Consider the following 20,261-nt stretch of genomic DNA (forward strand, 5'->3'; position numbering starts at 1 on the left):
GACTGCGTTGACGGCCGTCAAGGCCGGCGACGGCGCGCCCGCTAGGGTCCCGGCCAGCCAGGAGGAAACCATGGCCGCCGCCCGCTTCATTCGAATCCCGCCCCTGGACCTGGGGGCGGAGTTGCGAACCCCCGCAAGCCCAAGGGGCGTCGTCATCTTCGCGCACGGCAGCGGCTCCAGCCGCTTCAGCCCCCGCAACCAGAGCGTGGCGCAGGCCCTCGTCGCGGCGGGATTTGCGACCCTGCTCCTGGACCTGCTCACCGAAGCCGAGGCGCAGGAGCGCGCCAATGTCTTCGACATAGACCAACTGGCCTGCCGGCTCGTGGATGCGATCGACTGGGTCGGCGCCCAGCCTGTCCTGGGCCGCCTGCCCGTCGGCCTGTTCGGCGCCAGCACGGGGGCCGCCGCGGCGCTGCAGGCGGCGGTCCGGCGGCCCCAGGCGGTGCGCACCGTCATCTCCCGCGGCGGCCGTCCGGATCTGGCCGGCGACAGCCTGGGCCGCGTCACCGCGCCGACGCTGCTGATCGTCGGCGAGCGCGACGAGCCTGTCCTCACCTGGAACCGCGAGGCCCTGAGCGCGCTGGCGGGCGAGGGCCGGCTGGAGGTGGTGGCCGGCGCCACCCACCTCTTCGAGGAGCCCGGCGCCCTGCAGGAGGTGATCGAACTCGCCTGCGCCTGGTGCGACGAGGTTCTGGCCCCGCCGCGTCCGCCCGCCGCCGAGCGCCCCGGCGCCCCTGCGCCGTCTCCAGCTTGACCGCAGTCAATGCCCGGCGCCGCCGCGCAGCCGATCGTCTCCCGCGGATGACCCGCCAGACAAGGGAGGACGCGATGGGCCGTGTGGCCGTGGTGACCGGCGGAACGAGAGGGATCGGCTACGCCGTGACCCAGCGCCTGAAGGCCGACGGAATGCAGGTGGCTGCGCTCTACGGCGGCAACGACGAGGCGGCCATGCGCTGCCGCGACGAGCTCGGCGTCCTCGTCCTGAAGTGCGACGTCGCCGAGAGCCTGGAGTGCCGCGCCGTGCTGGGCGAGATCGAGTCTCTGCTCGGGCCGGTGGAAGTGCTGGTCAACAACGCCGGCGTCACCCGCGACGCGTCCTTGCACAAGATGAACGACAACGACTGGGACCGCGTGATCCGCGTAGACCTGAACGGCCTCTACAACATGACCCGCCCCGTGATCGGCGGAATGCGCGACCGCGGCTTCGGCCGGATCGTCAACATCGCCTCGATCAACGGCCAGAAGGGCCAGTTCGGCCAGACCAACTATTCGGCGGCCAAGGCCGGGGTGATCGGCTTCACCAAGGCGCTGGCCCTGGAGACGGCCAGGAAGGGCGTCACCGTCAATGCGGTGGCGCCGGGCTACATCGACACCGACATGGTGGCGCACGTGCCCCAGGACGTGCTGGAGACGATCAAGGCCGACATTCCGGTGGGCCGTCTCGGGCGACCGGACGAAGTGGCCCGCTGCGTCGCCTTTCTCGCAGCCGACGAGCAGGGGTTCATCACCGGCTCGACCCTGACCGTGAACGGGGGCCAGTACATGGTCTGAACGACGGGGCGCCGGCCCGGGCCGGCGCCGGAGGGGCCGCCCTGGACCCTGCGACCCGATCGGCTATTTGGCCTTGATGCTGATGGTCTTGGCTTGCGCCTTGCCGTTCTTCGGCGCGACCAGCTTCAGGACCCCCTTGTCCATGGTCGCCGTGATCTTCTCGGCGTCCACGCTGCTGGGCAGGCCGACGGACCGCGAAAAGGCGCCGTAGACGCGTTCGGACACCCGGTAGTCCTTTTCAGACTTTTCGGTCTCGGACTTCTTCTCGCCGCTGACGGTGAGCAGGTTGTCCTCCACCGTGATCTTCAGGTCGTCCTGGGCGATGCCCGGCACTTCCATGGTGATCTCGAGGCCGTCGGCGGTGTCGCGCACGTCCATCCGCGGCGAGGCGCCGAACTCGGTCAGGTTCGACCAGCCGGCGCCGAGCTGTTCGAACAGCCGGTCGAACTCGCGGTGGATCGGCGAGAAGATGCTGGTCGCCGATTGCGACAGCGTGGGCAGGAACTGTCTGCCGAGGGGTTGGGCGGTCATCGGGCTTCTCCTTTGAAGGCCTGGCGCGTTGACGATGCTCGCCCCCCGCCCCCCGCTCATTGACGCCCGTCAACGCCGCGATGGACGCCTCAGTGGGAGACCAGGATCGGCGTCGGCAGGCGGCTCAGCATCCGCTGGCTGACGCCGCCGAGGACCAGTTCCTGTAACCGCGGTCGCCCGAACAGGCCCATCACCACCAGGTCGATGTCGTATTCGGCGACCTGCCGCTCCAGCACCTCGCCTGCGGACTCGTCGTGGCTGGGGTCAAGGATCAGGTTGGCGCTGCGGCCATGCCGTTCCAGGTGCCGCTGGAGCATGCCGTCCGGTCCGCCCTCGCCGCTCGGGGAGACCACCAGCACGTGCAGCTCCTCGGCCTCGGCGATCAGGGGCCAGGCGTCGCGCAGGGCGCGGGCCGCCTCGCGGCCGCCGTTCCAGGCCACCATGACGCGCTTGCCGATTGGCGGGGCATAGCCTTCGTCGGGAAGGATCAGCACCGGGCCGCCGCTGGCCATGGCGAGGTCGGCCGCCGAGATCCGGTGGTCGGTCAGGCAGGCCTTGGCGTGGCGCGGGGTGATGGTCAGGTCGTGCCGGCGGGCGCAGGCGATCAGTCCGTCGGGCGTGTCGCCGCTGATCTTGACGAACGCCGAGCGCGCGCCGGCGTCGCCGGCGGCGGCCTCGAAGCGCATCCGGGCGGCTTCGGCCGCCTCGTCCACGGCCTTGCCGTGGTCGCCCACGATCTGGGCGATGGTGTCGGGCGGCAGGAAGGCGAGGCCCTCGGCGGCCATGTACTGGCGCAGATAGTCGCTGGTCAGGAACAGGCCGGTCAGGTGAGCGTTCGACCGCCGGGCCAGGGCCGCGGCCGCCCTCATCCGCGCAACGCTCGCCGGCGTCTCATCGACCTGCACCAGAATGTCGCGAAATGTCATGACCGGGCCTCCTGAATGGCGGACACTTAGGCCGCCCAGCAGCGCCCTGGCCTTGACCCCGGTCAAGTCGGGTTCCGGTCCGGGCGAGCCGCCGCCGGCTTGACCGAGGTCAACGTCCGACCCGCATCGCGGCGGCAGTGTCCAACCCCTGGCATGGATGGCGCAGGACGATGAAGCTTTCCCAAGACTGGATGTGGGCCGACGCCCTGGGCATGCTGGCCCGCGCCGAGCAGATGCAGCGGCGCCTGTTCCAGCCCGGCGCGTCCGGCGGGCGGCAGCCGAGCTGGGAGCCCCCGGTCGACGTCCTTGAGACCCCCGAGGAGGTGCTGATCCTGGCCGCCCTGCCCGGCGTGGCGGCGGCGAAGATCGAGGCGGTGATCGACGGCCCGTGGCTGGTGATCAGCGGCGAGCGGACCATGCCGCCGGCCCTGCGCACCGCCGTGATCCATCGCATGGAACTGCCGCAGGGGCGCTTCGAGCGCCGGATCGCCCTCCCCTACGGCCGTTACGGCCAGGTCACCCGCCAAGTCGTCGACGGGTGCCTGATCGTCAGTCTGCGCAAGGCCTGAGGCTTACGATGACCGAGACCACAGTCCCACCCGAAGCGGCCGCGCCCGCCGAACAGGCCGCCGCCGAGCCGCCGGCCGACGCCCTGATCGTCATCCCGGTCCGGAACCTCGTGATGTTCCCCGAGATCGTCACCCCGGTGATGGTCGGCCGGCCGCGATCGGTCGCGGCCGCGCAGCAGGCGGTGCGCGACGAGCGGCAGGTGGTCGTGGTCCTGCAGCGCGATCCCGAGATCGCCGACCCCGGCCCGGGCGACGTCCATGACGTCGGGGTGGTGACCAACATCCTGCGTTACGTCACCAGTCCCGACGGCGGCCACCATCTGGTCTGCCAGGGCGTCGAGCGCTTCCGGATCACCGAGCTGATCGAGGGCGGGCCCTATCTCATGGCCCGCGGGGAGCGCCTGACCGAACCGGCCGACACGGGGCCGCAGGTGGAGGCGCGCGTCCTGAACGTCCGCCAGCAGGCGCTGGAGGTTCTGGACCTCGTGCCCCAGGCGCCGGATGAATTGCGCGCGGCGGTCCAGGCCATCGCCTCCCCAGGGGCCCTGGCCGACATGGCGGCGGCCTATCTGGACGTGAAGCCGGCCGAAAAGCAGCAGGTCCTGGAGACCCTCGGGCTGGTCGAGCGGCTCGACAAGGTGTCCGCCCTGCTGGCCGACCGGCTCCAGGTGCTGCGCCTCTCGGCCGAGATCGGCCGCCAGACCCAGGCCGCCTTCAGCCAGCGCCAGCGTGAGGCGGTGCTGCGCGAGCAGCTCGCGGCGATCCAGCGCGAGCTGGGCGAGGACGAGGGCGCGAGCCAGGACGTCGCCGAGATTACGGCGGCCATAGAGCGGCTCCAGATGCCGGAGGAGATCGCCGACCAGGCGCGCAAGGAGCTGCGCCGCCTGCAGCGCACGCCCGAAGCCTCCAGCGAATACGGCATGATCCGGACCTATCTGGACTGGCTGATCGAGCTGCCCTGGGCCGCGCCGGAGCCCAAGGAGATCGACATCGCCGAGGCGCGGCGCATCCTAGACGCCGACCACTACGGCCTGGAGAAGATCAAGAGCCGCATCATCGAGTTCCTGGCGGTCCGCAAGCTCGCGCCCCAGGGCAAGGCGCCGATCCTGTGCTTCGTCGGCCCGCCCGGCGTGGGCAAGACCTCGCTCGGCCAGTCGATCGCCAAGGCCATGGGCCGCAAGTTCGCCCGCATCAGCCTGGGCGGCGTACACGACGAGGCCGAGATCCGCGGCCACAGGCGCACCTATGTCGGGGCCCTGCCCGGCAACGTGATCCAGGCCATCCGCAAGGTCGGCGCGCGGGACTGCGTGCTGATGCTGGACGAGATCGACAAGATGGGCGCGGGCGTCCACGGCGATCCCTCCGCGGCGATGCTGGAGGTTCTCGACCCCGAGCAGAACTCGACCTTCCGCGACAACTACCTCGGCGTGCCGTTCGACCTCAGCCAGGTGGTGTTCATCGCCACCGCCAACATGCTGGACACCATTCCAGGGCCTCTGCGCGACCGGATGGAGGTGATCTCCCTGGCCGGCTACACCGCCGGAGAGAAGCTGGAGATCGCCAAGCGCTACCTGGTTCGCCGCCAGCTGGAGGCCAACGGCCTGACCCCAGGCGAGGTCGAGGTGGACGAAGACGCGCTCGACGAGATCATCGAGGCCTACACCCGCGAGGCGGGGGTGCGGAACCTGGAGCGCGAGATCGGCCGGGCGCTTCGCCACGTCGCCGTGCGGATCGCCGAGGGCAAGGCCGAGCACGTGCGCATCCGCCGGCAGGACATCGCCGAGATCCTGGGGCCGCCCCGGTTCGAGAGCGAGGTGGCCATGCGCACCAGCGTGCCGGGTGTGGCCACGGGCCTGGCCTGGACGCCGGTGGGCGGCGACATCCTGTTCATCGAGGCGGCCAAGTCGCCGGGCGCGGGACGGCTCATCCTGACCGGCCAGCTCGGCGAAGTGATGAAGGAAAGCGCCCAGGCCGCCCTCACCCTGGTCAAGAGCGAGGGCGTCAAGCTCGGCGTCGACCCGGCCCAGCTTCGCCGCTGCGACATCCACGTCCACGTGCCGGCGGGCGCCACGCCCAAGGACGGGCCGAGCGCGGGGGTGGCCATGTTCATCGCCCTCACCTCCCTGCTCACCGGCCGCACCGTGCGCAGCGACACGGCGATGACCGGCGAGATCAGCCTGCGCGGCCTGGTGCTGCCGGTCGGCGGGATCAAGGAAAAGGTAGTCGCCGCCGCCGCGGCTGGCCTCAAGCGGGTGATGCTGCCGGCGCGCAACCGGCGCGACTATGAGGACATCCCCAGGGAAGCGCGCGAGGCGCTGGAATTCATCTGGCTCGAACGGGTGAGCGACGCGGCTGAGGCCGCCCTGGAGCCGCTGCACGCGGAAGGCGGCGCGGGCGAAGCGGGAAGCTGAGCCTCAGTCCGTCTGGGGCCCCAGGATCGGCGCGCCGGCGTCCCCGCCCGCGCCGACGGTCTCCAGATAGTCGTCGAGGGTGAATCCGAGCTCGGCCAACGCGTCCTCCAGGTCTTCGCTGAACAGGGGGTGGCCCATCACATAGGCCGCGGCCTGGTCCGGCAGGATGCGCCGCGCGTCTTCGCGCGCCTCGGCCCAGTCCTCGAAGGTATAGTCGCCCCGACCGATCCAGCTCAGCGCGATCAGGTCCAGGCGCTCGTCCTCATTGAGCGCGCCGACGGCGGCGTTCAGCTCGTCGTCGATCGTGTCGTCGGCCTGGAACTCCAGCACGTCGACGTTGCGGTCGTCCGAGGCGTTGGAGGCCTCGTCCGGGTCCACCTCGGCCACCTTCGCCTCGTATTCCCTGGCCTTCAGCACAACGAAGAAGGCGGTGTCGGGATTGAGCGTCAGGTCGGGGTTAAGCGTCAGCTCCGGATTGGCTTCGGCCACGCGCGCCTCCATTGCAGGACGGGAAGTCTCGCCGCCCGCCGGCGGCGGGCATTGACCCCCGTCAAGAGCCCCCTCGTCTGGGGAACCCGCAAACCCGCGCGAGGCTCCCTTCAGCATCCGCACGCCGCCAGTCCGCCGCCACGTTCACCGTCCTGGAGATCGCGTTGTCGGCAAAGGGCTGCAGCGCCGCCTGCATGTCCAAGTGGACGGCGGGGACTGGGACTTGACCGGCGTCAACCACGCCCGCCGCGCCCCTGCCATTCTGCAACGGGCGCAGGGCGCCGCAGCCGCGAGGTGCGCGGAGGCCCACGGCGCCGCTACCTCGGATCGAACTCAGGAAGGCGACGGCATGACCCGGTATCTGGTAGCCTACTATTCCTGGACCGGCGCCACGGCCAAGGTCGCCAAGCTCCTCGCCCAGGAGCTGTCCGCCGATCTGGAGGAGATCCGCGACGCCAGACGCCGCGCCGGGCCGTTCGCCTTCGTCGGCGCGGTCTTTGAGTCCTTGGGCAAGCGGCCGGCGCGGATCCTGCCCGCCGTGCGCGATCCGGCCGACTACGACGTGGTGATTCTGGGCTGCCCGGTGTGGGCCCAGGACATCGCCTCGCCGATGCGCGCCTACGTCAGGGAGCAGGGCCGCAAGTTCAGGAAGGTCGCGCTCTTCTGCACCTTCGGCGGAGCAGGCGGCGAGGCGACCCTGGACAAGTTGTCCGCCCTATGCGGGCTGACGCCCCTCGCCCGCCTGGCGGTGGACGATCCCGCGCTGAAGTCCGAACGCTGGCGAGACATGGCCCAGGCCTTTTCCGGACAGCTCGTGGCCAAGGCGGCCGTGCCGGCGCAGGGCGTCGGCGTCTAGGCTGCGCGCAGGGCGCCCGGCCCGCCGTCGCGCGGGCGCAGGACAAGCCGGCGCGCGCTCAGCACGCGGATCTCGCCCAGCGCTTCGAGGCGGCCGAAAGTGCGGCTGAGCGTCTCCGGCGTTAGGCCCAGGAAGTCGGCGATATCCCGGCGGCTCATCGGCAGATCGAGGCGCCCGCCGACGGGATCGCACCCCTGTCGCATGGCCGCCCAGTCGAGGAACCACCGCACGCGCCGCTCGGCGCCGGTGTGGCAAAGGCCCATCAGGTGGGTGGCCAGGGCGGTCGCCATCTCGCAGGCCGCGTGAGCGAGCCCGGCCGCGGCGTCCGCGCTGCAGACCCCGCCGGAACCGCTCCCCTGGAAGCAGGTGAGTTCCACACGGGTCACGGCTTCGGCCGCGGCCCGGCGAACGACCTCGGACTCCACCCCGAACACGTCGCCCGGAAAGAGGAAGGCCAGGATCTGCCGACGGCCGTCCTCGCGGTTCACCTGCAGGCGCACGCAGCCCTGATCCACGCGATAGAAGGTCGAGATCGGCTCACCTTCGTCGTAGATGATCCTCCCCTTCGGCGCCGTCAGACGCCAGTGCTTCACGCCCTCGAAGTCGTCTCGCAGACCATACATCGCCGGCTCCGCCGAAGGTTTCGCAAAGGTTAACATACCCCATGCGCAGTTCGCATGCTGCGGGTATTCGACACCTTGACAGAGATCAAACTCGCCTTCCAGGCGAGTCGGAAGCGTTCAGGCTCTTGACCCCGTCAATGCCCCGGCCGTCCTGCGCTGACGTGCTCGCTGCGACGGCGACGGAGCACGATCATGTCCACCTTCGTCATGCTGATCCACCTGTCGCATCGGGGAGTGAAGGCGCCCGCTGGCCCGGAAGCCCTTGGCCGGGCCGTCAGCGAGCGCGTCGAGGCGGCGTCTTCCATGGTTCATCCTCCGATGACGACGCCGGCCATCGTGCGCTCGCGCCGCGTGGCGACGTTGACGCCTGTCGACGTCCCGCGCGGGGATCAGGGCTCCAGGACATAGCGCCCGGGCGCGGCGCCAAGGGGCGGCAGGTCCGCATCGGGCCGGCCCAGGGAAGGCGGGGCGACCCGTTCGGCCGAGGAGCGTTCGTCGAGCCAGTTCACCCACTCCGGCCACCACGAGCCGTCCATCCGGGGGGTCGAGGCCAGCCACTGATCGGGATCGACATAGTCGCCGCCCGCCTCGCTGCGGCTCACCCGGTAGTAGGCGCCCGGCTTGCCCGGCGGGCTGACCACGCTGGTGTTGTGGCCGCCGCCGGTCAGGACGAAGGTCGTGCTGGCCGAACCGAACAGCTCCACCTTGTAGACCGAGCGCCAGGGGGCGATGTGGTCGCGCTCGGCGCCGAGGGCGAAGATCGGGGTGTCGATGTCCTTCAGCGCCACGGCCCGGCCGTCCACCTGATAGTGGCCGTCGGCGAAGCTGTTCTCCAGGAACAGGCGGCGCAGGTATTCGGCGTGCATGCGCGCCGGCATCCGCGTCGGATCGGTCAGCCAGGCGTCGATGTCGCCGGGCGGCGCCGGCTCGCCCAGCAGGTAGCGCTCCACCAGCTTAGCGAACACCATCTCGTTGGCGCGCAGCGCATAGAAGGCGCTGGCCATCTGCCGGGCGTCCAGATAGCCCTGGACGTGCATCATGTCCTCGAGCCGGGCGAGCTGGCTTTCATCGATGAACATCATCAGCTCGCCGGCTTCCTCGAAATCGGTCTGCGCCGCCAGCAGCGTCACCGAGGCGAGCCGCCGGTCGCCGTCGCGGTCCATGGCGGCCGCCGCGATCGCCAGCACGGTGCCGCCGAGGCAGTAGCCGACGGCGTGCAGCTTCTCGCCAGGCACGATCCGCCCGACCACCTCCATCGCCGCCAGCACGCCCTTGACCCGATAGTCCTCGAAGGAGGTTTCGCGCATCTCCGCGCCGGGATTCCTCCAGGAGATGATGAAGACCGTGAACCCCTGCTCCACCAGGTGGCGCACCAGCGAATTGGGCGGGGTCAGGTCCAGGATGTAGTACTTCATGATCCAGGCGGGCGTGATCAGGATCGGCTCGCGCCGCACCGTGGGCGTCGTCGGCGCGTACTGGATCAGCTCCATCAGCTCGTTGCGGAACACCACCTGGCCGGGGGTGATCGCCACCGTCTCGCCGACACGGAAGGCTTCCAGCCCCTTCAGCTTCTCGCCTCGGGAGAGGCGCGACAGGTCTTCGGCCAGCAGTTTGGCGCCGGCTGCGAAGTTGCCGCCGCCGGTGCGCCAGGCGGCTTCGACCACCTGCGGATTGGTCCAGGGAAAGTTCACAGGCGCCAGCATGTTGAGGGCGAAGCGTCCGAGGAACTCGACCCGCCGCGCGTGGTGGGCCTCCATGCCCCGCACCTCGCTCGTAGCGGCCCGCCACTGGGCCTCGGCGGCGAGCTGGGCCTGCGCCAGCAGGTGGTAGGGCCCCGTGGTCCAGCCGGGATGGCGAAAGCGCCGGTCGGCGGGTTCGGGCCGAAAGGCCCAGTCGTCCTGCGCCGCGCCGGTCGGTGGCTGCCGCGCCAGCGCCAGGGCCGCCTGGCCGGCCCGCCGCCACAGCTCCAGCCGCCGGCCCGGCGCCTCCATCAGATGATGGGCCCAGTCTTCCCAGGCCTGCAGCGCCGCCCAGGCCGACTGGCCGCCCGTGGCGATGGCGTAGCGCCCGCGCAGGCGCCGGTCGAGTTCGCCCATCACCTCGGCGACGGCCCCGTCACCGGCGGCCGTGGGGCCTGCGGGGCGGTTCGACGCCTGTGCGGTCGGCTCATCGAACGGCATGCTCACCTCCTGGCCGCGGGGACGCCGCTCCAGCCCCTACTCGCGCTCTTCGTAGTCTTCGTCCGATAACAGGATGTCGTAGACCTGTGCGGCTGGGCCCGCGAGCGGCGCGCCGGCCTCGCCCAGCTCGTCCTGGCCGCTCGCCCAGCCGACGGCGGCGGCGAGGTCCCGGACGGTCGGGCCCACGGCGAGGATCGCGCTCAGCTTCCAGTCGACCAGATCCCCGCAATGATGGCGCACGTCGTCCGCGGTCGCGGCGGCTTCGGCGTCGGTCGCCGGGTCCGGAACGGCCATGGTCTGTCCTCCTGCGTCTGCGGGTCGCCTGGAGAACAACGCATGGGCCTGCGGCCGGTCGCCTTGACGCTGGTCAACATCGCCGTCTTGAGGGTTGATAGGTGTACGGGCCGCCCGCGCGGCGCCCGGCCCTTTCGCGAACCCCCGCGATGGCGCTCAGGATCGCTTCCAGCCTCCTGCTGACCGACCTCTACCAGCTCAACATGCTGGCGTATCTGGAGCACGGGCGCGCCAGCAGTCCGCCTGCACGCGCAGAAGCGCTGCTGCGCCGCAAGCACCGCCCGCACCTGCGCCTCAAGGGCGAGGCCTTCGTCGAGGCCTTCTTCAGCTTCCAGACCCGCTCGTCCACGAAGAAGACCCAGGACCTGTGCGTCTCGCGCCGCCCCACGGTCCCGGGACCGCCGGCGCAGGCGGCCGCGTCGCTGAGGAAGGCGACCTTGCCGGCCAGTTCCCGGGACGCTTCTGTGGCGATTGTCACGGGCACGACTGCAACCAAGCAAGGATCCCCGGCTTCCGTTGATCTGGAGCAAGGGTGCGCCTGTCCCGACGGTCCAGATTGGGGCGTAACGCCAATGGGAGGCGATGGTGAACGCCGCCGTTCGAGACGCCGTGCTTGACGCCCTCGGGCGCGCCGGAGCCGCCGATGGAGTCCGCGTCTCCATCCGCGACGGGATCGTCGTGCTGGACGGGGCCGCGGCCACTCCTGCGCAGGCCTTCGCCGCGCCGGCGGCCGCCTGCCGCACTCCTGGCGTCGCCGCCGTCGTCGACCGGATCGGACTTGAAGAGACCGGGACTCCGGCCGACCTTCTGGTGGCCCGCGCCGCCCTTACGGTGCTCGCCGACCTGCCCACACCGCTCCCCGTCCCGCTCGGCCTGTCCGTCCGCGAGGGCGTCGTCACCCTCCACGGCCAGGTCCCCGACGCGCGGGCCCGCCTTGTCGTCGAGCAGGAACTCCTGCAGCACCCGGACGTGGGCGACGTTCGCAACTTCCTGCATGCGGCCGAGCCCGGCGGCGAACCGGCCGAGCGGCTCCGCGGCCTCCTGCAGCGCGAGGGCGCCGCCATCGAGGCCCTTACGATCGAGGTGGACGACGACGCGGTGAAGCTCGGCGGCCGCGCCGAGGGGTGGTTTGACCGGGACGTGGCCGAACGCCTGGCCTGGACCCTGCCCGGCGTCCGCTCGGTGGCCAACTTCATCAGCCTTCCCGCGGACGCCGTGGTCCCGAGCGCCGCCAAGGACGACGACCTAGCCTGAACCGTCCGGCGCCGGCGGTGCGAACTCCGCGAGGATGTCGCAGACCGCCTGGTCCGTGAGCTGGCCGAAGTCGGCGTAGTAGTAGCCGATGGCCCCGAACGCCGGGTGGCTCTCCAGGCAGACGATCTCGTCGGCCTCCCCTTGCAGGGCGGCGATCACGTCTCGCGGGGCCACGGGCACGGCCAGCACCAGCCGGGCCGGGCGCCTCGCGCGCACGGCCCTCAGCGCCGCCCGCGTGGTCGCGCCGGTCGCCACGCCGTCATCGACCACGATGGCCACCTTGCCGGCCACCGCGGCGGCGGGCCGGCCGCCCAGATAGGCGGCGCGCCGCCGCTCGATCTCCTTCAGTTCGCGCTCGCGCACGGCCTCGAAAGCCGCCTCGTCGACGCCGAGCATGGCGATGACGTCGAGGTTGCGCACCGTGATCGGCTCGCCGCCGTCAGCCACGGCGCCCATCGCCAGCTCCTCCTGGTGCGGCGCGCCGATCTTGCGCACCAGCACTAGGTCGAGGGGCGCGCCCAGGGCCCTGGCGACCTCCGCCGCCACCGGCGCCCCACCGCGAGGCAGCGCCAGGACGACCACGTCCTCGCCCTTGTGGTGCGCCAGGGCCTCGGCCAGTCTTCGGCCGGCCTCGCCTCGATCCGTGAACGGCATGCCCGCACCTCATCCGCGCCTGCGTGCAAACCCTGGCGCCGGGCGCCCGCCGGCGCCTTGACGGGGGTCAAGGGAGCGCGAGCCCCTCCCCGCGCGTTGAAACTTGACCGTAGTCAACGCAGGGCGGCCAGGCTTCTGGCCCCCTTCGCCGCAACGAAGGAGCCGATCCATGGCGAAACCCCTCACGATGTTCTCTGCGCCGGTCGTGGCGCTCGGCCTCATGCTGGCGGCGACGCCTGCCGGCGCCGAGCCGGTGGACATGCCGCTGGACCAGCCGACCACCCTGAACGGGATCGAGGCGGCCTGCACCGGCGTCGGCCAGACGCGGGAGGACCCGCAGTGGTCGACCTATGGGGTCCGGATCGAGTTCTCCAACGCCCTCAGCGAATACCTCGGGTCGGGCGCGATCCGCCTGAGCGACCGCTCCGGGACCACCCTCCTGGAAGCCCGTTGCGACGCTCCCTGGATCCTGCTGCGCCTGCCGCCCGGCGCCTATCGCGTCGAGGGATGGATCCCGGGCGCGTCGGTCAAGCCGCGCAGCGCCCCGATCTCCCCGCCCCGTTCGGGCCAGACGCGCTTCGTCCTGCAGTTCCCCGACGCCTGACCCGCGCCCTTGACAACTGACCACCGCCGCTGGCTGTGAGCGGCCGCGCGCCTGCGTCGATAACCCTCCGAAAAGGGGCTAGCCTGCCCTTGCGTCCGCCGGTCCAGACTGGGCTTCGAAGACGGACTCGACCGCGCCGGCCCGGCCGCCGCGCGGCGCACAGGAGGAACTGGAACATGACCGAAGCGTGGATCATCGACGCGGCGCGCACGCCCCGCGGCATCGGCAAGGTGGGCAAGGGCGCCCTGGCCGATTTCCACCCGCAGCGCCTGGCCGCGACCGTCCTTCAGGCGATCGCCGAGCGGAACAACGTCAACACCGCCGAGGTGGACGACGTGATCTGGGGCACCTCGTCCCAGCGCGGCAAGCAGGGCAACGACCTGGGCCGCATGGCCGCCCTGGACGCCGGCTTCGACGTGCGCGCCAGCGGCATGACCCTCGACCGCTTCTGCGGCTCCGGCATCACCGCCGTGAACCTGGCCGCGGCCCAGATCATGTCCGGCATGGAGGACCTGGTCATCGCCGGCGGCACCGAGATGATGTCCTACACCGCCGCCAGCGCCCCGCAGAACGCCGCCTTCTTCGAGGGCCCGGCCCTGATGGACGCCGGCAACGACCACCTGCGCAAGCTGCATCCCCAGTCGCACCAGGGCGTCTGCGCCGACGCCATCGCGACCCTGGAGAACATCCCGCGCGAGGCCCTGGACGAGCTGGCCTACGTCAGCCAGCAGCGCGCCGACAAGGCGATCAGGGAAGGCCGCTTCGACCGCTCCCTGGTGCCGGTCTACCGCGAGGACGGCTCCCTGGCCCTGGACCGCGAAGAGTTCCCCCGGCCGCAGACGACACTCGAGGGCCTCGCCTCCCTGAAGCCGTCATTCGAGGCCATGGCCAACGTGCCGATGGACAACCAGGGCACGACCCTGGCCGGGCTGATCCAGCAGGTCTATCCGGACCTGAAGATCACCCACGTGCATCATGCCGGCAACTCCTCGGGCGTCGTCGACGGCGCGGCGGCCGTCCTGCTCGCCTCGCCCGAATACGCCAAGAAGAACGGCCTGAAGCCGCGGGCCCGCGTGGTGGCCATGGCCAACGTCGGCGACAGCCCCACCCTGATGCTGAACGCACCGGTTCCGGCGGCCCACAAGGTGCTGAAGAAGGCTGGGCTGACCCCTGACGACATCGACCTCTGGGAGATCAACGAGGCCTTCGCCGTGGTCGCCGAGAAGTTCATCCGCGACCTCAAGCTCGACCGCGAGAAGGTCAATGTGAACGGCGGCGCCATGGCCCTCGGCCACCCGATCGGCGCCACCGGCTCGATCCTGATCGGCACCATCGTCGACGAGCTCGAGCGCCGCGACCTGAAGCGCGGCCTGGTCACCATGTGCGCCGCCGGCGGGATGGCCCCGGCCATCATCGTCGAGCGCATCTAGCACGTCGAACGTCGCCTCGAACGGCGCGGGCCCCGGCTCGCGCCCGTGCGGGGCGGCTTGACGCGCCGAACGGGCGGCGCGTATCAGCCGCCGCCTCCCAGGAGGCGAACATGCGGCCCTACCGGCTGGCGATCTTCGATTTCGACGGCACGCTGGCCGATTCCTTTCCCTGGTTCCTCGGGGTGCTGGAGGATCTGGCCCGCGCCCACGGCTTCAAGGCGCCGAGCGCCGAGGAGCGCGAGACGCTCCGCGGCCTCCCCGCGCGCGAAATCGTGCGGCGCTTCGAGATTCCCGCCTGGCGGCTGCCGGCGGTGGCCGCCGACATGCGCGCGCGCAAGGTCCAGGCGGCGCAGTCGATCCGCCTGTTCGACGGCGTGCCGCAGGCGCTCTCCAACCTGAAAGACAGGGGCGTGGTCCTGGCCATCGTCAGCTCGGACTCCGAAGCCAGCATCCGCACCACCATGGGGCCGACGGCGGACCTGATCTCCCACTGGTCCTGCGGCGCGGACCTGTTCGGCAAGGCGGCCAAGTTCTCCCGCCTGCGCCGCAAGACCGGCGTCGCCGCCGCCGACACCATCTGCGTGGGGGACGAAGACCGCGACGCGCTCGCCGCGGGCCAGGCGCGCCTCGCCTTCGGCGCGGTGGCCTGGGGATTTGCGACCCGCCAAGCGTTGGCCGCCCGAAAGCCGGCGCTGGTGTTCGACGAAGTCGGAGACCTAGTTCGGATCGCCGGCTGAATCGCCCTGACCGGCCTGCGGGGTCGCCGCCCGCTCCTGGTCCTCGACCGGATTCATCGGCGGCTGGTGCTGTTCGGCAAGGTCGGCCAGCTCCTCGCGGCGCACGGCGCTTCGCACGTTCAGGCGGGTGAGCACCTCCACCCGCTCATAGCGTTCGCGGGCTTCCTCCAGGGCCGAGCGCCAGTCGCCCCGCGCCAGATTGTCTGTTTCGCCCGCGAAGACGATGCTGACCCCCTTGTCGGATATCTCGGCCACCACGAAGTTCGCGCCGGCCGGCGGCGTCGGACGCTGCTCGTCGAGCGAGGTGTAGCGGTAGATGGTCCCGGATTTCCCGGCGAAGTCGATCTGGCGGGTCAACGCACTCTCCCAGCCCTGAGGACAGCCAAGGAATCGCCCGACCCTTCAATCGTATGGGCCGCGTCCGTCGGCCGGCCCGCGCGAGGAGTCGGCCGATCGCGTCGCAGGCGATCCCGGTCCTGGGATAGCCGCCCGAGTGGGGCGAAAGATTGGCGCGGGCGCCACTTCCCCGGGGAGCAACGCCCCAGGGCGCCCCGCGTCGGGCATCACGGCCGGATGGAACAACCTCGGCCATAAGGCGTTCGGCTCGCGGCGGGGCTCTGCTAGGCTCCCCTTCCGGCCTCGACTCGACGGGCGACGTCCCGGTGTCGAAGCCTTGGCCCACGGACGGCGATGGAACATCCAGCAGAATTCCAGGTCGAGAACACGGCCGAAGGCCGCATCGCCCGACTGACGGGCGACTGGACCGCAGATTCCCTTGGCGGCGCCCCCGGCGACCTGGCCGCCCAACTGGACGGCGCGCCCGCCACCGTGATCGACCTGACGGACGTGCGCCGCCTGGACACCGCAGGGGCCTACGCCCTCGTGCGCGCCACGGGCGGCGAGTTCGACGCCGCCGAGGTCCGCAGCCGTCCGGAGACCCGGCGGCTCCTCGACCTCGTGGTTCGCGCGGCCAAGATAAAGCGCCCCCCGCCCCGGCCGCGCCAGGGCATCGAGGACCTGTTGATCCGCATCGGCCAGGGCGTGGTCAATCTCGGCCACGACGCCTTCGGCACCCTGGTCTTCGGCGGCCACCTGCTGGTGGTCACCATGCGCAACCTGATCAATCCCACGCGAATCCGCTGGGCGGCGTGCTTCTCCCTGGCCGAGCGCGCGGGCCTGGACGCCATCCCCATCGTCGCCACCACCGCCTTCTTCATCGGCGCGGTCGTCGGCCTCCTCGGCGCCAACATGCTGCGTCAGTTCGGCGCCCAGGTGTTCGCCGTCGAGCTGATCGGCATCGCGGTCCTGCGCGAGTTCAACATCATCATCACCGCCGTGCTCCTGGCCGGCCGCTCGGCCTCCAGCTTCGCGGCGGAGCTCGGCTCGATGAAGATGACCCAGGAGATCGACGCCATGCGCATCCTCGGCGTCGATCCGTTCGAGGCCCTGGTGTTCCCCCGCTTCCTGGCCCTGCTGGTCACCATCCCGCTGCTCACCTTCGTCGCCACGCTGGCCGGGCTGTTCGGCGGCCTCCTAGTCACCTGGACCGTGCTGGACCTCGGGCCGACCTTCTTCCTGCAAAGGATCGTCGACAACGTCGGCGCGACCCACTTCTGGATCGGCCTGTCCAAGGCGCCGGTCATGGCCATGGCCATCGCCGGCATCGGCTGCCGCCAGGGCATGGAAGTGGGCGGCGACATCGAGTCCCTGGGCCGGCGCGTGACCGCTGCGGTGGTGCACGCGATCTTCGCCATCATCGCCATCGATGCGGTCTTCGCCCTGATCTACATGGAGCTCGACCTTTGAGCGCCAGCAAGCAGGACATATTCGCCGGGGAAGGCCCGGCCGTGGAGGTCTCCGGCCTGCGCTCGCAGTTCGGCGAGCACGTGGTTCACGACGACCTGAGCCTGACCGTGCGCCGCGGCGAGGTCCTGGGCGTCGTCGGCGGCTCGGGCAGCGGCAAGTCGGTGCTGCTCAACACAATCATCGGCCTGAAGACCCCCGACGCCGGCACGGTCCGCGTCCTCGGCTACGACGTCCAGACCAGCACCCGCAAGCGCTGGTCGCGGGTCGAGCGGCGCTGGGGCGTTCTCTTCCAGAACGGCGCGCTGTTCTCGAACCTGAGCGTCAAGGAGAACGTCGCCACCCCGATGGTCGAGCACACCCGCATGTCCAAACAGGAGATCAGCGAGCTGGCCGACCTGAAGATCGCCCTGGTTGGCCTGCGGGCCGACGCGGCGGACCTCAAGCCCGCCGAGCTGTCCGGCGGCATGCGCAAGCGGGTCGCCCTCGCCCGGGCCCTGGCCCTCGATCCGGAACTGCTGTTCCTGGACGAACCCACCGCCGGTCTCGACCCGATCGGCGCAGCCGCGTTCGACGAACTGATCCGAGACCTGTCGGAGAGCCTGGAGCTGACGCTGTTCATGATCACCCACGACCTGGACACGCTCTATGCGATCACCGATCGCGTCGCCGTGCTGGCCGACAAGAAAGTGGTCGCCTGCGCGCCCGTGGAGGAGCTCGAGCGTTCCGACCACCCCTGGATCCGTGAATACTTCCTGGGACCCCGCGGCCGCGCCGCGTCGGCCGCCAGGATGCGCGCCGAGGAGGCCTGATGGAGCGCAACGCCAACTACGCCCTCGTGGGGCTGTCGACGGTCATCCTGTTCATCGGGCTGATCGTCTTCGCGTTCTGGCTGGTGCAGCTGCGCTTCGCCCAGGACTACGACGTCTATGACATCGTCTTCAACGGGCCCGTCCGCGGACTGTCCCAAGGCGGCGAGGTGCACTTCAACGGCATCAAGGTGGGCGAGGTCACGCGCATCGACCTGGACCCGACCAATCCCAGCCGGGTGATCGCCCGCGCCAGCATCACCTCCAACGTGCCGATCCGCGTCGATTCCTACGCCACCCTCGAGCCCCAGGGCGTCACCGGGGTGAACTATGTGCAGATCACCTCCGGCACCCCATCCAAGCCCCTGCTCAACGACGTCACGCCCAAGGGCGAGGTGCCGCAGATCCAGAGCCAGCGCAGCGCCCTGGCGGACCTGCTGGAAGGCGGCGGCACGGTCCTGACGCGAACGGTGGAGGCGCTCGACCGGATCAACCGCGTGCTTTCGGAGGAGAACATCAAGACCTTCAGCGCCGCCCTGGCCGACGCCCAGGCCGTGACCGCCGAGCTGCGCGAGCGCAAGGAGCTGATCGGCGACGCCCAGAAGGCGATCCAGGACATCGACGCCGCCGCCCAGCAGATCACCGCCCTGTCGCAGTCCACCCAGAACCTGGTCGAGGGCGACGGCAAGCGAACCATGACCAATCTGGCCGACGCCGCCGAGGAGGCCTCGGCCGCCGCCAAGGACCTGCGGGGCATGATCGGCAAGCTGGAGGGGCCGACCGCCGAGTTCGCCACCAACGGCCTGCCGCAGATCACCGACGCCGTCATGGCCCTGCAAACCACCGCCGTGTCGCTCGAGCGCCTGGCCAACGAACTGGAAGCCAACCCCCGCGGCCTGGTCAGCAAGGCGCCCGCCCGCGAAGTCGAGGTGAAGCCATGATCCGACTGAAGTCCGCGCTGCAGGCGGCGGGCCTGGCCAGCGCCGGCCTGCTGCTGGCCGCGTGCGTCACCGTCTTTCCCGAAACCAAGCCGGTGCAGCTCTATCGCTTCGGCCCGCCGCCGGCCGCCGAGGCCCAGGCGGAGCCGACGGCGGCGCCCGCCCCTGCGCCGGTCGCCGTCTACAAGGCCCGCACCGGATTCGCCCGTCCGGTGGCCACCGACCGGATCCTGACCATCACCGGGTCCGAGGCCGCCTACATCGCCGACGCCCGCTGGATCGCCCCGGCCAACGAGCTGTTCGACGAGGCCCTGGCCCAGGCCTTCGACGAGGCCGGCGGGCCGGCGCGCCTGGCCGTGCGCGGTCAGGCCAGCCGCGCGCAGTTCACCCTGCGGATGGATGTGCGCAACTTCGAAGCCGTCTACGACCGGGGCGGGCGCCAGCCGCCGGTCGTGCTGGTGCGGGTGCGCGCGGTGCTGATGCGCTCGCCGGACTCCAGCGTGGTGGTCGACCGCACCGTCGAGAAGCGGGTGCGCGCCGACACGAACCGCATCGGGGCGATCGTCCAGGCGTTCGAGGCGTCGGCCGGCGAGGCGATCACCGAGCTGGTCGCCCTGACCAACGCGGCGGCCGCGCAACCGGCGGCGGGAGCCTAGGCCTCCAGCCCGTGCTGCCGCTTGGCGGCGATCAGGGTGTTCTGCAGCAGGCAGGCGACGGTCATCAGTCCGACCCCGCCGGGCACCGGGGTGATCCAGCCGGCCACCTTCTGGGCCGCCTTGTAGTCGACGTCGCCGACCAGCTTGGTCTTGCCCTGCGCCGCCTTCTCCGGATTGTCGAAGGGCACGCGGTTGACCCCCACGTCGATCACGGCCGCGCCCGGCTTGATCCAGTCGGCCTGGATCAGGCGCGGACGGCCCACGGCGGCCACCAGGATGTCGGCCTCGCGACACACCTCGGCCAGGTCGCGGGTGCGCGAATGGGCGATGGTGACCGTGCAGTCGGCCTGCAGCAGCAGTTGCGCGATCGGCCGGCCCACCAGGATCGAGCGCCCCACCACCACGGCGCGCTTGCCGGAAAGCTCCCCCAGGGTCTCGCGCAGCAGGATCATGCACCCGAGCGGGGTGCAGGGAACCAGCCCCGCAACGCCCTGGGCCAGACGGCCGGCGTTGACCACGTGCAGGCCGTCGACGTCCTTCTCCGGATCGATGGCGGTGATCAGCGGCTTCTCGTCCAGGCCCTTGGGCAGGGGAAGCTGCAGCAGAATGCCATGGATTTTCGGATCGGCGTTCAGAGCCTGGATCAGGGCCAGGATCTCCTCCTGGGTCGCCGCCTGCGGCAGGCGGTGGGTCACCGAGTGCATGCCGGCCTCCAGGGACTTCTCGCCCTTTGAGCGCACATAGACCTGGCTGGCCGCGTCCTCGCCCACCAGGATCACCGCCAGGCCCGGCTGCAGGCCGTGCGTCTCCTTGAGGACGGCGACCTCGGCGGCGACCTCGCTCCTCAGCTTCTCGGCGTAGATCTTGCCGTCGATGATCTGGGCTTGGGACATGCAGGGAGCCTCCGGAACGCGCGCCCGCACTAGCCGTTCAGCCTTCGCCGCGC

At 70.9% G+C, this 20,261-nt stretch carries 24 protein-coding genes; 15 read left to right on the forward strand and 9 right to left on the reverse strand.

What is annotated here, in order from left to right:
• Positions 1 to 70 precede the first annotated feature (70 nt).
• Together ACK4YQ_RS10615 and phbB are read left to right on the forward strand one after the other, a co-directional pair.
• Entirely contained in the window at positions 71 to 754 is a 684-nt protein-coding gene (locus tag ACK4YQ_RS10615; protein WP_409611137.1) for a dienelactone hydrolase family protein, read from the forward strand.
• 74 nt (positions 755 to 828) lie between these two features.
• Positions 829 to 1,551, forward strand: coding sequence for an acetoacetyl-CoA reductase (gene phbB / locus ACK4YQ_RS10620; protein WP_409611139.1), 723 nt, complete (start codon positions 829 to 831; stop codon positions 1,549 to 1,551).
• 63 nt (positions 1,552 to 1,614) lie between these two features.
• Here the strand turns inward: phbB and ACK4YQ_RS10625 are convergent, their stop codons facing one another.
• Both ACK4YQ_RS10625 and ACK4YQ_RS10630 read right to left on the reverse strand, forming a co-directional pair.
• Complete coding sequence (locus ACK4YQ_RS10625; protein WP_409611141.1) at positions 1,615 to 2,082, reverse strand: Hsp20/alpha crystallin family protein; 468 nt, start codon at positions 2,080 to 2,082, stop codon at positions 1,615 to 1,617.
• Positions 2,083 to 2,171: 89 nt separating this feature from the next.
• A complete protein-coding gene (locus ACK4YQ_RS10630; RefSeq protein ID WP_409611143.1) occupies positions 2,172 to 3,008 on the reverse strand; it encodes a universal stress protein in 837 nt (278 codons plus the stop codon).
• A gap of 170 nt (positions 3,009 to 3,178) precedes the next feature.
• Here ACK4YQ_RS10630 and ACK4YQ_RS10635 point away from each other — a divergent pair, with 170 nt between their 5' ends.
• Both ACK4YQ_RS10635 and lon read left to right on the forward strand, forming a co-directional pair.
• Positions 3,179 to 3,577: an Hsp20/alpha crystallin family protein gene (locus ACK4YQ_RS10635; protein WP_409611145.1), complete on the forward strand. Its 399-nt coding sequence runs from the start codon at positions 3,179 to 3,181 to the stop codon at positions 3,575 to 3,577.
• Between the two features lie 8 nt (positions 3,578 to 3,585).
• Positions 3,586 to 5,988, forward strand: coding sequence for an endopeptidase La (lon, locus tag ACK4YQ_RS10640; RefSeq protein WP_409611147.1), 2,403 nt, complete (start codon positions 3,586 to 3,588; stop codon positions 5,986 to 5,988).
• 3 nt (positions 5,989 to 5,991) lie between these two features.
• Here lon and ACK4YQ_RS10645 read toward each other — a convergent pair whose 3' ends face one another.
• A complete protein-coding gene (locus tag ACK4YQ_RS10645; RefSeq protein WP_409611149.1) occupies positions 5,992 to 6,477 on the reverse strand; it encodes a DUF3775 domain-containing protein in 486 nt (161 codons plus the stop codon).
• Between the two features lie 349 nt (positions 6,478 to 6,826).
• Here ACK4YQ_RS10645 and ACK4YQ_RS10650 point away from each other — a divergent pair, with 349 nt between their 5' ends.
• Positions 6,827 to 7,333: a flavodoxin family protein gene (locus tag ACK4YQ_RS10650; RefSeq protein WP_409611151.1), complete on the forward strand. Its 507-nt coding sequence runs from the start codon at positions 6,827 to 6,829 to the stop codon at positions 7,331 to 7,333.
• Here the strand turns inward: ACK4YQ_RS10650 and ACK4YQ_RS10655 are convergent.
• The gene (locus ACK4YQ_RS10655; protein WP_409611153.1) at positions 7,330 to 7,956 is read right to left on the reverse strand and encodes a helix-turn-helix domain-containing protein; all 627 of its coding nucleotides are present in this window, start codon (positions 7,954 to 7,956) and stop codon (positions 7,330 to 7,332) included. The two genes, ACK4YQ_RS10650 and ACK4YQ_RS10655, sit on opposite strands and share 4 nt — an antisense overlap.
• 192 nt (positions 7,957 to 8,148) lie before the next feature.
• Here ACK4YQ_RS10655 and ACK4YQ_RS10660 point away from each other — a divergent pair, with 192 nt between their 5' ends.
• Positions 8,149 to 8,364, forward strand: coding sequence for a hypothetical protein (locus tag ACK4YQ_RS10660; protein WP_409611155.1), 216 nt, complete (start codon positions 8,149 to 8,151; stop codon positions 8,362 to 8,364).
• Here ACK4YQ_RS10660 and ACK4YQ_RS10665 read toward each other — a convergent pair.
• Positions 8,346 to 10,136, reverse strand: a complete 1,791-nt coding sequence (locus tag ACK4YQ_RS10665; RefSeq protein ID WP_409611157.1) for a PHA/PHB synthase family protein — start codon at positions 10,134 to 10,136, stop codon at positions 8,346 to 8,348. The two genes, ACK4YQ_RS10660 and ACK4YQ_RS10665, sit on opposite strands and share 19 nt — an antisense overlap.
• Before the next feature lie 36 nt (positions 10,137 to 10,172).
• Complete coding sequence (locus tag ACK4YQ_RS10670; RefSeq protein WP_409611159.1) at positions 10,173 to 10,430, reverse strand: hypothetical protein; 258 nt, start codon at positions 10,428 to 10,430, stop codon at positions 10,173 to 10,175.
• A gap of 149 nt (positions 10,431 to 10,579) precedes the next feature.
• On the opposite strand from ACK4YQ_RS10670, the gene ACK4YQ_RS10675 reads away from it, so the two are divergent.
• Positions 10,580 to 11,047 (forward strand): hypothetical protein, encoded by a 468-nt coding sequence (locus ACK4YQ_RS10675; protein WP_409611161.1) that lies wholly within the window; start codon positions 10,580 to 10,582, stop codon positions 11,045 to 11,047.
• Entirely contained in the window at positions 11,016 to 11,684 is a 669-nt protein-coding gene (locus tag ACK4YQ_RS10680; protein WP_409611163.1) for a BON domain-containing protein, read from the forward strand. Before ACK4YQ_RS10675 ends, ACK4YQ_RS10680 begins: the two co-directional genes overlap by 32 nt.
• Here ACK4YQ_RS10680 and ACK4YQ_RS10685 read toward each other — a convergent pair.
• Entirely contained in the window at positions 11,676 to 12,338 is a 663-nt protein-coding gene (locus ACK4YQ_RS10685; RefSeq protein ID WP_409611165.1) for a phosphoribosyltransferase, read from the reverse strand. The genes ACK4YQ_RS10680 and ACK4YQ_RS10685 overlap by 9 nt on opposite strands.
• A 169-nt stretch (positions 12,339 to 12,507) precedes the next feature.
• Between ACK4YQ_RS10685 and ACK4YQ_RS10690 the strand changes: the two genes are divergently transcribed.
• From ACK4YQ_RS10690 to ACK4YQ_RS10700, 3 genes are all read left to right on the forward strand, one after another.
• Entirely contained in the window at positions 12,508 to 12,942 is a 435-nt protein-coding gene (locus tag ACK4YQ_RS10690) for a hypothetical protein (protein ID WP_409611167.1), read from the forward strand.
• 176 nt (positions 12,943 to 13,118) lie between these two features.
• Complete coding sequence (locus ACK4YQ_RS10695; protein ID WP_409611169.1) at positions 13,119 to 14,372, forward strand: acetyl-CoA C-acetyltransferase; 1,254 nt, start codon at positions 13,119 to 13,121, stop codon at positions 14,370 to 14,372.
• A 110-nt stretch (positions 14,373 to 14,482) separates the two neighbouring features.
• Positions 14,483 to 15,109, forward strand: a complete 627-nt coding sequence (locus ACK4YQ_RS10700; RefSeq protein WP_409611171.1) for an HAD hydrolase-like protein — start codon at positions 14,483 to 14,485, stop codon at positions 15,107 to 15,109.
• Here ACK4YQ_RS10700 and ACK4YQ_RS10705 read toward each other — a convergent pair.
• On the reverse strand, positions 15,089 to 15,466 hold the full coding sequence (locus ACK4YQ_RS10705; protein WP_409611173.1) for a hypothetical protein: 378 nt from the start codon (positions 15,464 to 15,466) through the stop codon (positions 15,089 to 15,091). The genes ACK4YQ_RS10700 and ACK4YQ_RS10705 overlap by 21 nt on opposite strands.
• Before the next feature lie 333 nt (positions 15,467 to 15,799).
• On the opposite strand from ACK4YQ_RS10705, the gene ACK4YQ_RS10710 reads away from it, so the two are divergent.
• Genes ACK4YQ_RS10710 through ACK4YQ_RS10725 form a run of 4 tightly spaced genes read left to right on the forward strand, consistent with a single transcriptional unit; the run spans position 15,800 to position 19,315 of the window.
• Positions 15,800 to 16,915, forward strand: a complete 1,116-nt coding sequence (locus ACK4YQ_RS10710; RefSeq protein ID WP_409611175.1) for an ABC transporter permease — start codon at positions 15,800 to 15,802, stop codon at positions 16,913 to 16,915.
• Complete coding sequence (locus tag ACK4YQ_RS10715; RefSeq protein WP_409611177.1) at positions 16,912 to 17,724, forward strand: ABC transporter ATP-binding protein; 813 nt, start codon at positions 16,912 to 16,914, stop codon at positions 17,722 to 17,724. Before ACK4YQ_RS10710 ends, ACK4YQ_RS10715 begins: the two co-directional genes overlap by 4 nt.
• Positions 17,724 to 18,662 carry an MlaD family protein gene (locus ACK4YQ_RS10720; RefSeq protein ID WP_409611179.1) on the forward strand — a complete coding sequence of 313 codons (939 nt, stop codon included), beginning with the start codon at positions 17,724 to 17,726 and terminating at the stop codon, positions 18,660 to 18,662. Before ACK4YQ_RS10715 ends, ACK4YQ_RS10720 begins: the two co-directional genes overlap by 1 nt.
• Positions 18,659 to 19,315 carry an ABC-type transport auxiliary lipoprotein family protein gene (locus ACK4YQ_RS10725; RefSeq protein ID WP_409611181.1) on the forward strand — a complete coding sequence of 219 codons (657 nt, stop codon included), beginning with the start codon at positions 18,659 to 18,661 and terminating at the stop codon, positions 19,313 to 19,315. Before ACK4YQ_RS10720 ends, ACK4YQ_RS10725 begins: the two co-directional genes overlap by 4 nt.
• Here ACK4YQ_RS10725 and folD read toward each other — a convergent pair.
• Positions 19,312 to 20,208 (reverse strand): bifunctional methylenetetrahydrofolate dehydrogenase/methenyltetrahydrofolate cyclohydrolase FolD, encoded by an 897-nt coding sequence (gene folD / locus ACK4YQ_RS10730; protein ID WP_409611183.1) that lies wholly within the window; start codon positions 20,206 to 20,208, stop codon positions 19,312 to 19,314. The two genes, ACK4YQ_RS10725 and folD, sit on opposite strands and share 4 nt — an antisense overlap.
• Positions 20,209 to 20,261: the final 53 nt, after the last annotated feature.

Origin of the sequence: Phenylobacterium sp., assembly GCF_046291545.1 — a bacterium.
In the GTDB taxonomy this organism is placed as follows: Bacteria; Pseudomonadota; Alphaproteobacteria; order Caulobacterales; family Caulobacteraceae; genus Phenylobacterium.

Excerpts from the sequence above, each read along its gene's own strand:
- ACK4YQ_RS10635 (WP_409611145.1), top strand. The coding sequence starts at position 3,179 with ATGAAGCTTTCCCAAGACTGGATGTGGGCCGACGCCCTGGGCATGCTG.
- ACK4YQ_RS10670 (WP_409611159.1), bottom strand. The coding sequence starts at position 10,430 with ATGGCCGTTCCGGACCCGGCGACCGACGCCGAAGCCGCCGCGACCGCG.
- ACK4YQ_RS10665 (WP_409611157.1), bottom strand. The coding sequence starts at position 10,136 with ATGCCGTTCGATGAGCCGACCGCACAGGCGTCGAACCGCCCCGCAGGC.
- lon (WP_409611147.1), top strand. The coding sequence starts at position 3,586 with ATGACCGAGACCACAGTCCCACCCGAAGCGGCCGCGCCCGCCGAACAG.
- ACK4YQ_RS10690 (WP_409611167.1), top strand. The coding sequence starts at position 12,508 with ATGGCGAAACCCCTCACGATGTTCTCTGCGCCGGTCGTGGCGCTCGGC.
- ACK4YQ_RS10630 (WP_409611143.1), bottom strand. The coding sequence starts at position 3,008 with ATGACATTTCGCGACATTCTGGTGCAGGTCGATGAGACGCCGGCGAGC.
- ACK4YQ_RS10655 (WP_409611153.1), bottom strand. The coding sequence starts at position 7,956 with ATGTATGGTCTGCGAGACGACTTCGAGGGCGTGAAGCACTGGCGTCTG.
- ACK4YQ_RS10675 (WP_409611161.1), top strand. The coding sequence starts at position 10,580 with ATGGCGCTCAGGATCGCTTCCAGCCTCCTGCTGACCGACCTCTACCAG.
- ACK4YQ_RS10625 (WP_409611141.1), bottom strand. The coding sequence starts at position 2,082 with ATGACCGCCCAACCCCTCGGCAGACAGTTCCTGCCCACGCTGTCGCAA.
- ACK4YQ_RS10695 (WP_409611169.1), top strand. The coding sequence starts at position 13,119 with ATGACCGAAGCGTGGATCATCGACGCGGCGCGCACGCCCCGCGGCATC.
- ACK4YQ_RS10650 (WP_409611151.1), top strand. The coding sequence starts at position 6,827 with ATGACCCGGTATCTGGTAGCCTACTATTCCTGGACCGGCGCCACGGCC.
- phbB (WP_409611139.1), top strand. The coding sequence starts at position 829 with ATGGGCCGTGTGGCCGTGGTGACCGGCGGAACGAGAGGGATCGGCTAC.
- ACK4YQ_RS10660 (WP_409611155.1), top strand. The coding sequence starts at position 8,149 with ATGTCCACCTTCGTCATGCTGATCCACCTGTCGCATCGGGGAGTGAAG.
- folD (WP_409611183.1), bottom strand. The coding sequence starts at position 20,208 with ATGTCCCAAGCCCAGATCATCGACGGCAAGATCTACGCCGAGAAGCTG.
- ACK4YQ_RS10710 (WP_409611175.1), top strand. The coding sequence starts at position 15,800 with ATGGAACATCCAGCAGAATTCCAGGTCGAGAACACGGCCGAAGGCCGC.
- ACK4YQ_RS10685 (WP_409611165.1), bottom strand. The coding sequence starts at position 12,338 with ATGCCGTTCACGGATCGAGGCGAGGCCGGCCGAAGACTGGCCGAGGCC.
- ACK4YQ_RS10725 (WP_409611181.1), top strand. The coding sequence starts at position 18,659 with ATGATCCGACTGAAGTCCGCGCTGCAGGCGGCGGGCCTGGCCAGCGCC.
- ACK4YQ_RS10720 (WP_409611179.1), top strand. The coding sequence starts at position 17,724 with ATGGAGCGCAACGCCAACTACGCCCTCGTGGGGCTGTCGACGGTCATC.
- ACK4YQ_RS10615 (WP_409611137.1), top strand. The coding sequence starts at position 71 with ATGGCCGCCGCCCGCTTCATTCGAATCCCGCCCCTGGACCTGGGGGCG.
- ACK4YQ_RS10700 (WP_409611171.1), top strand. The coding sequence starts at position 14,483 with ATGCGGCCCTACCGGCTGGCGATCTTCGATTTCGACGGCACGCTGGCC.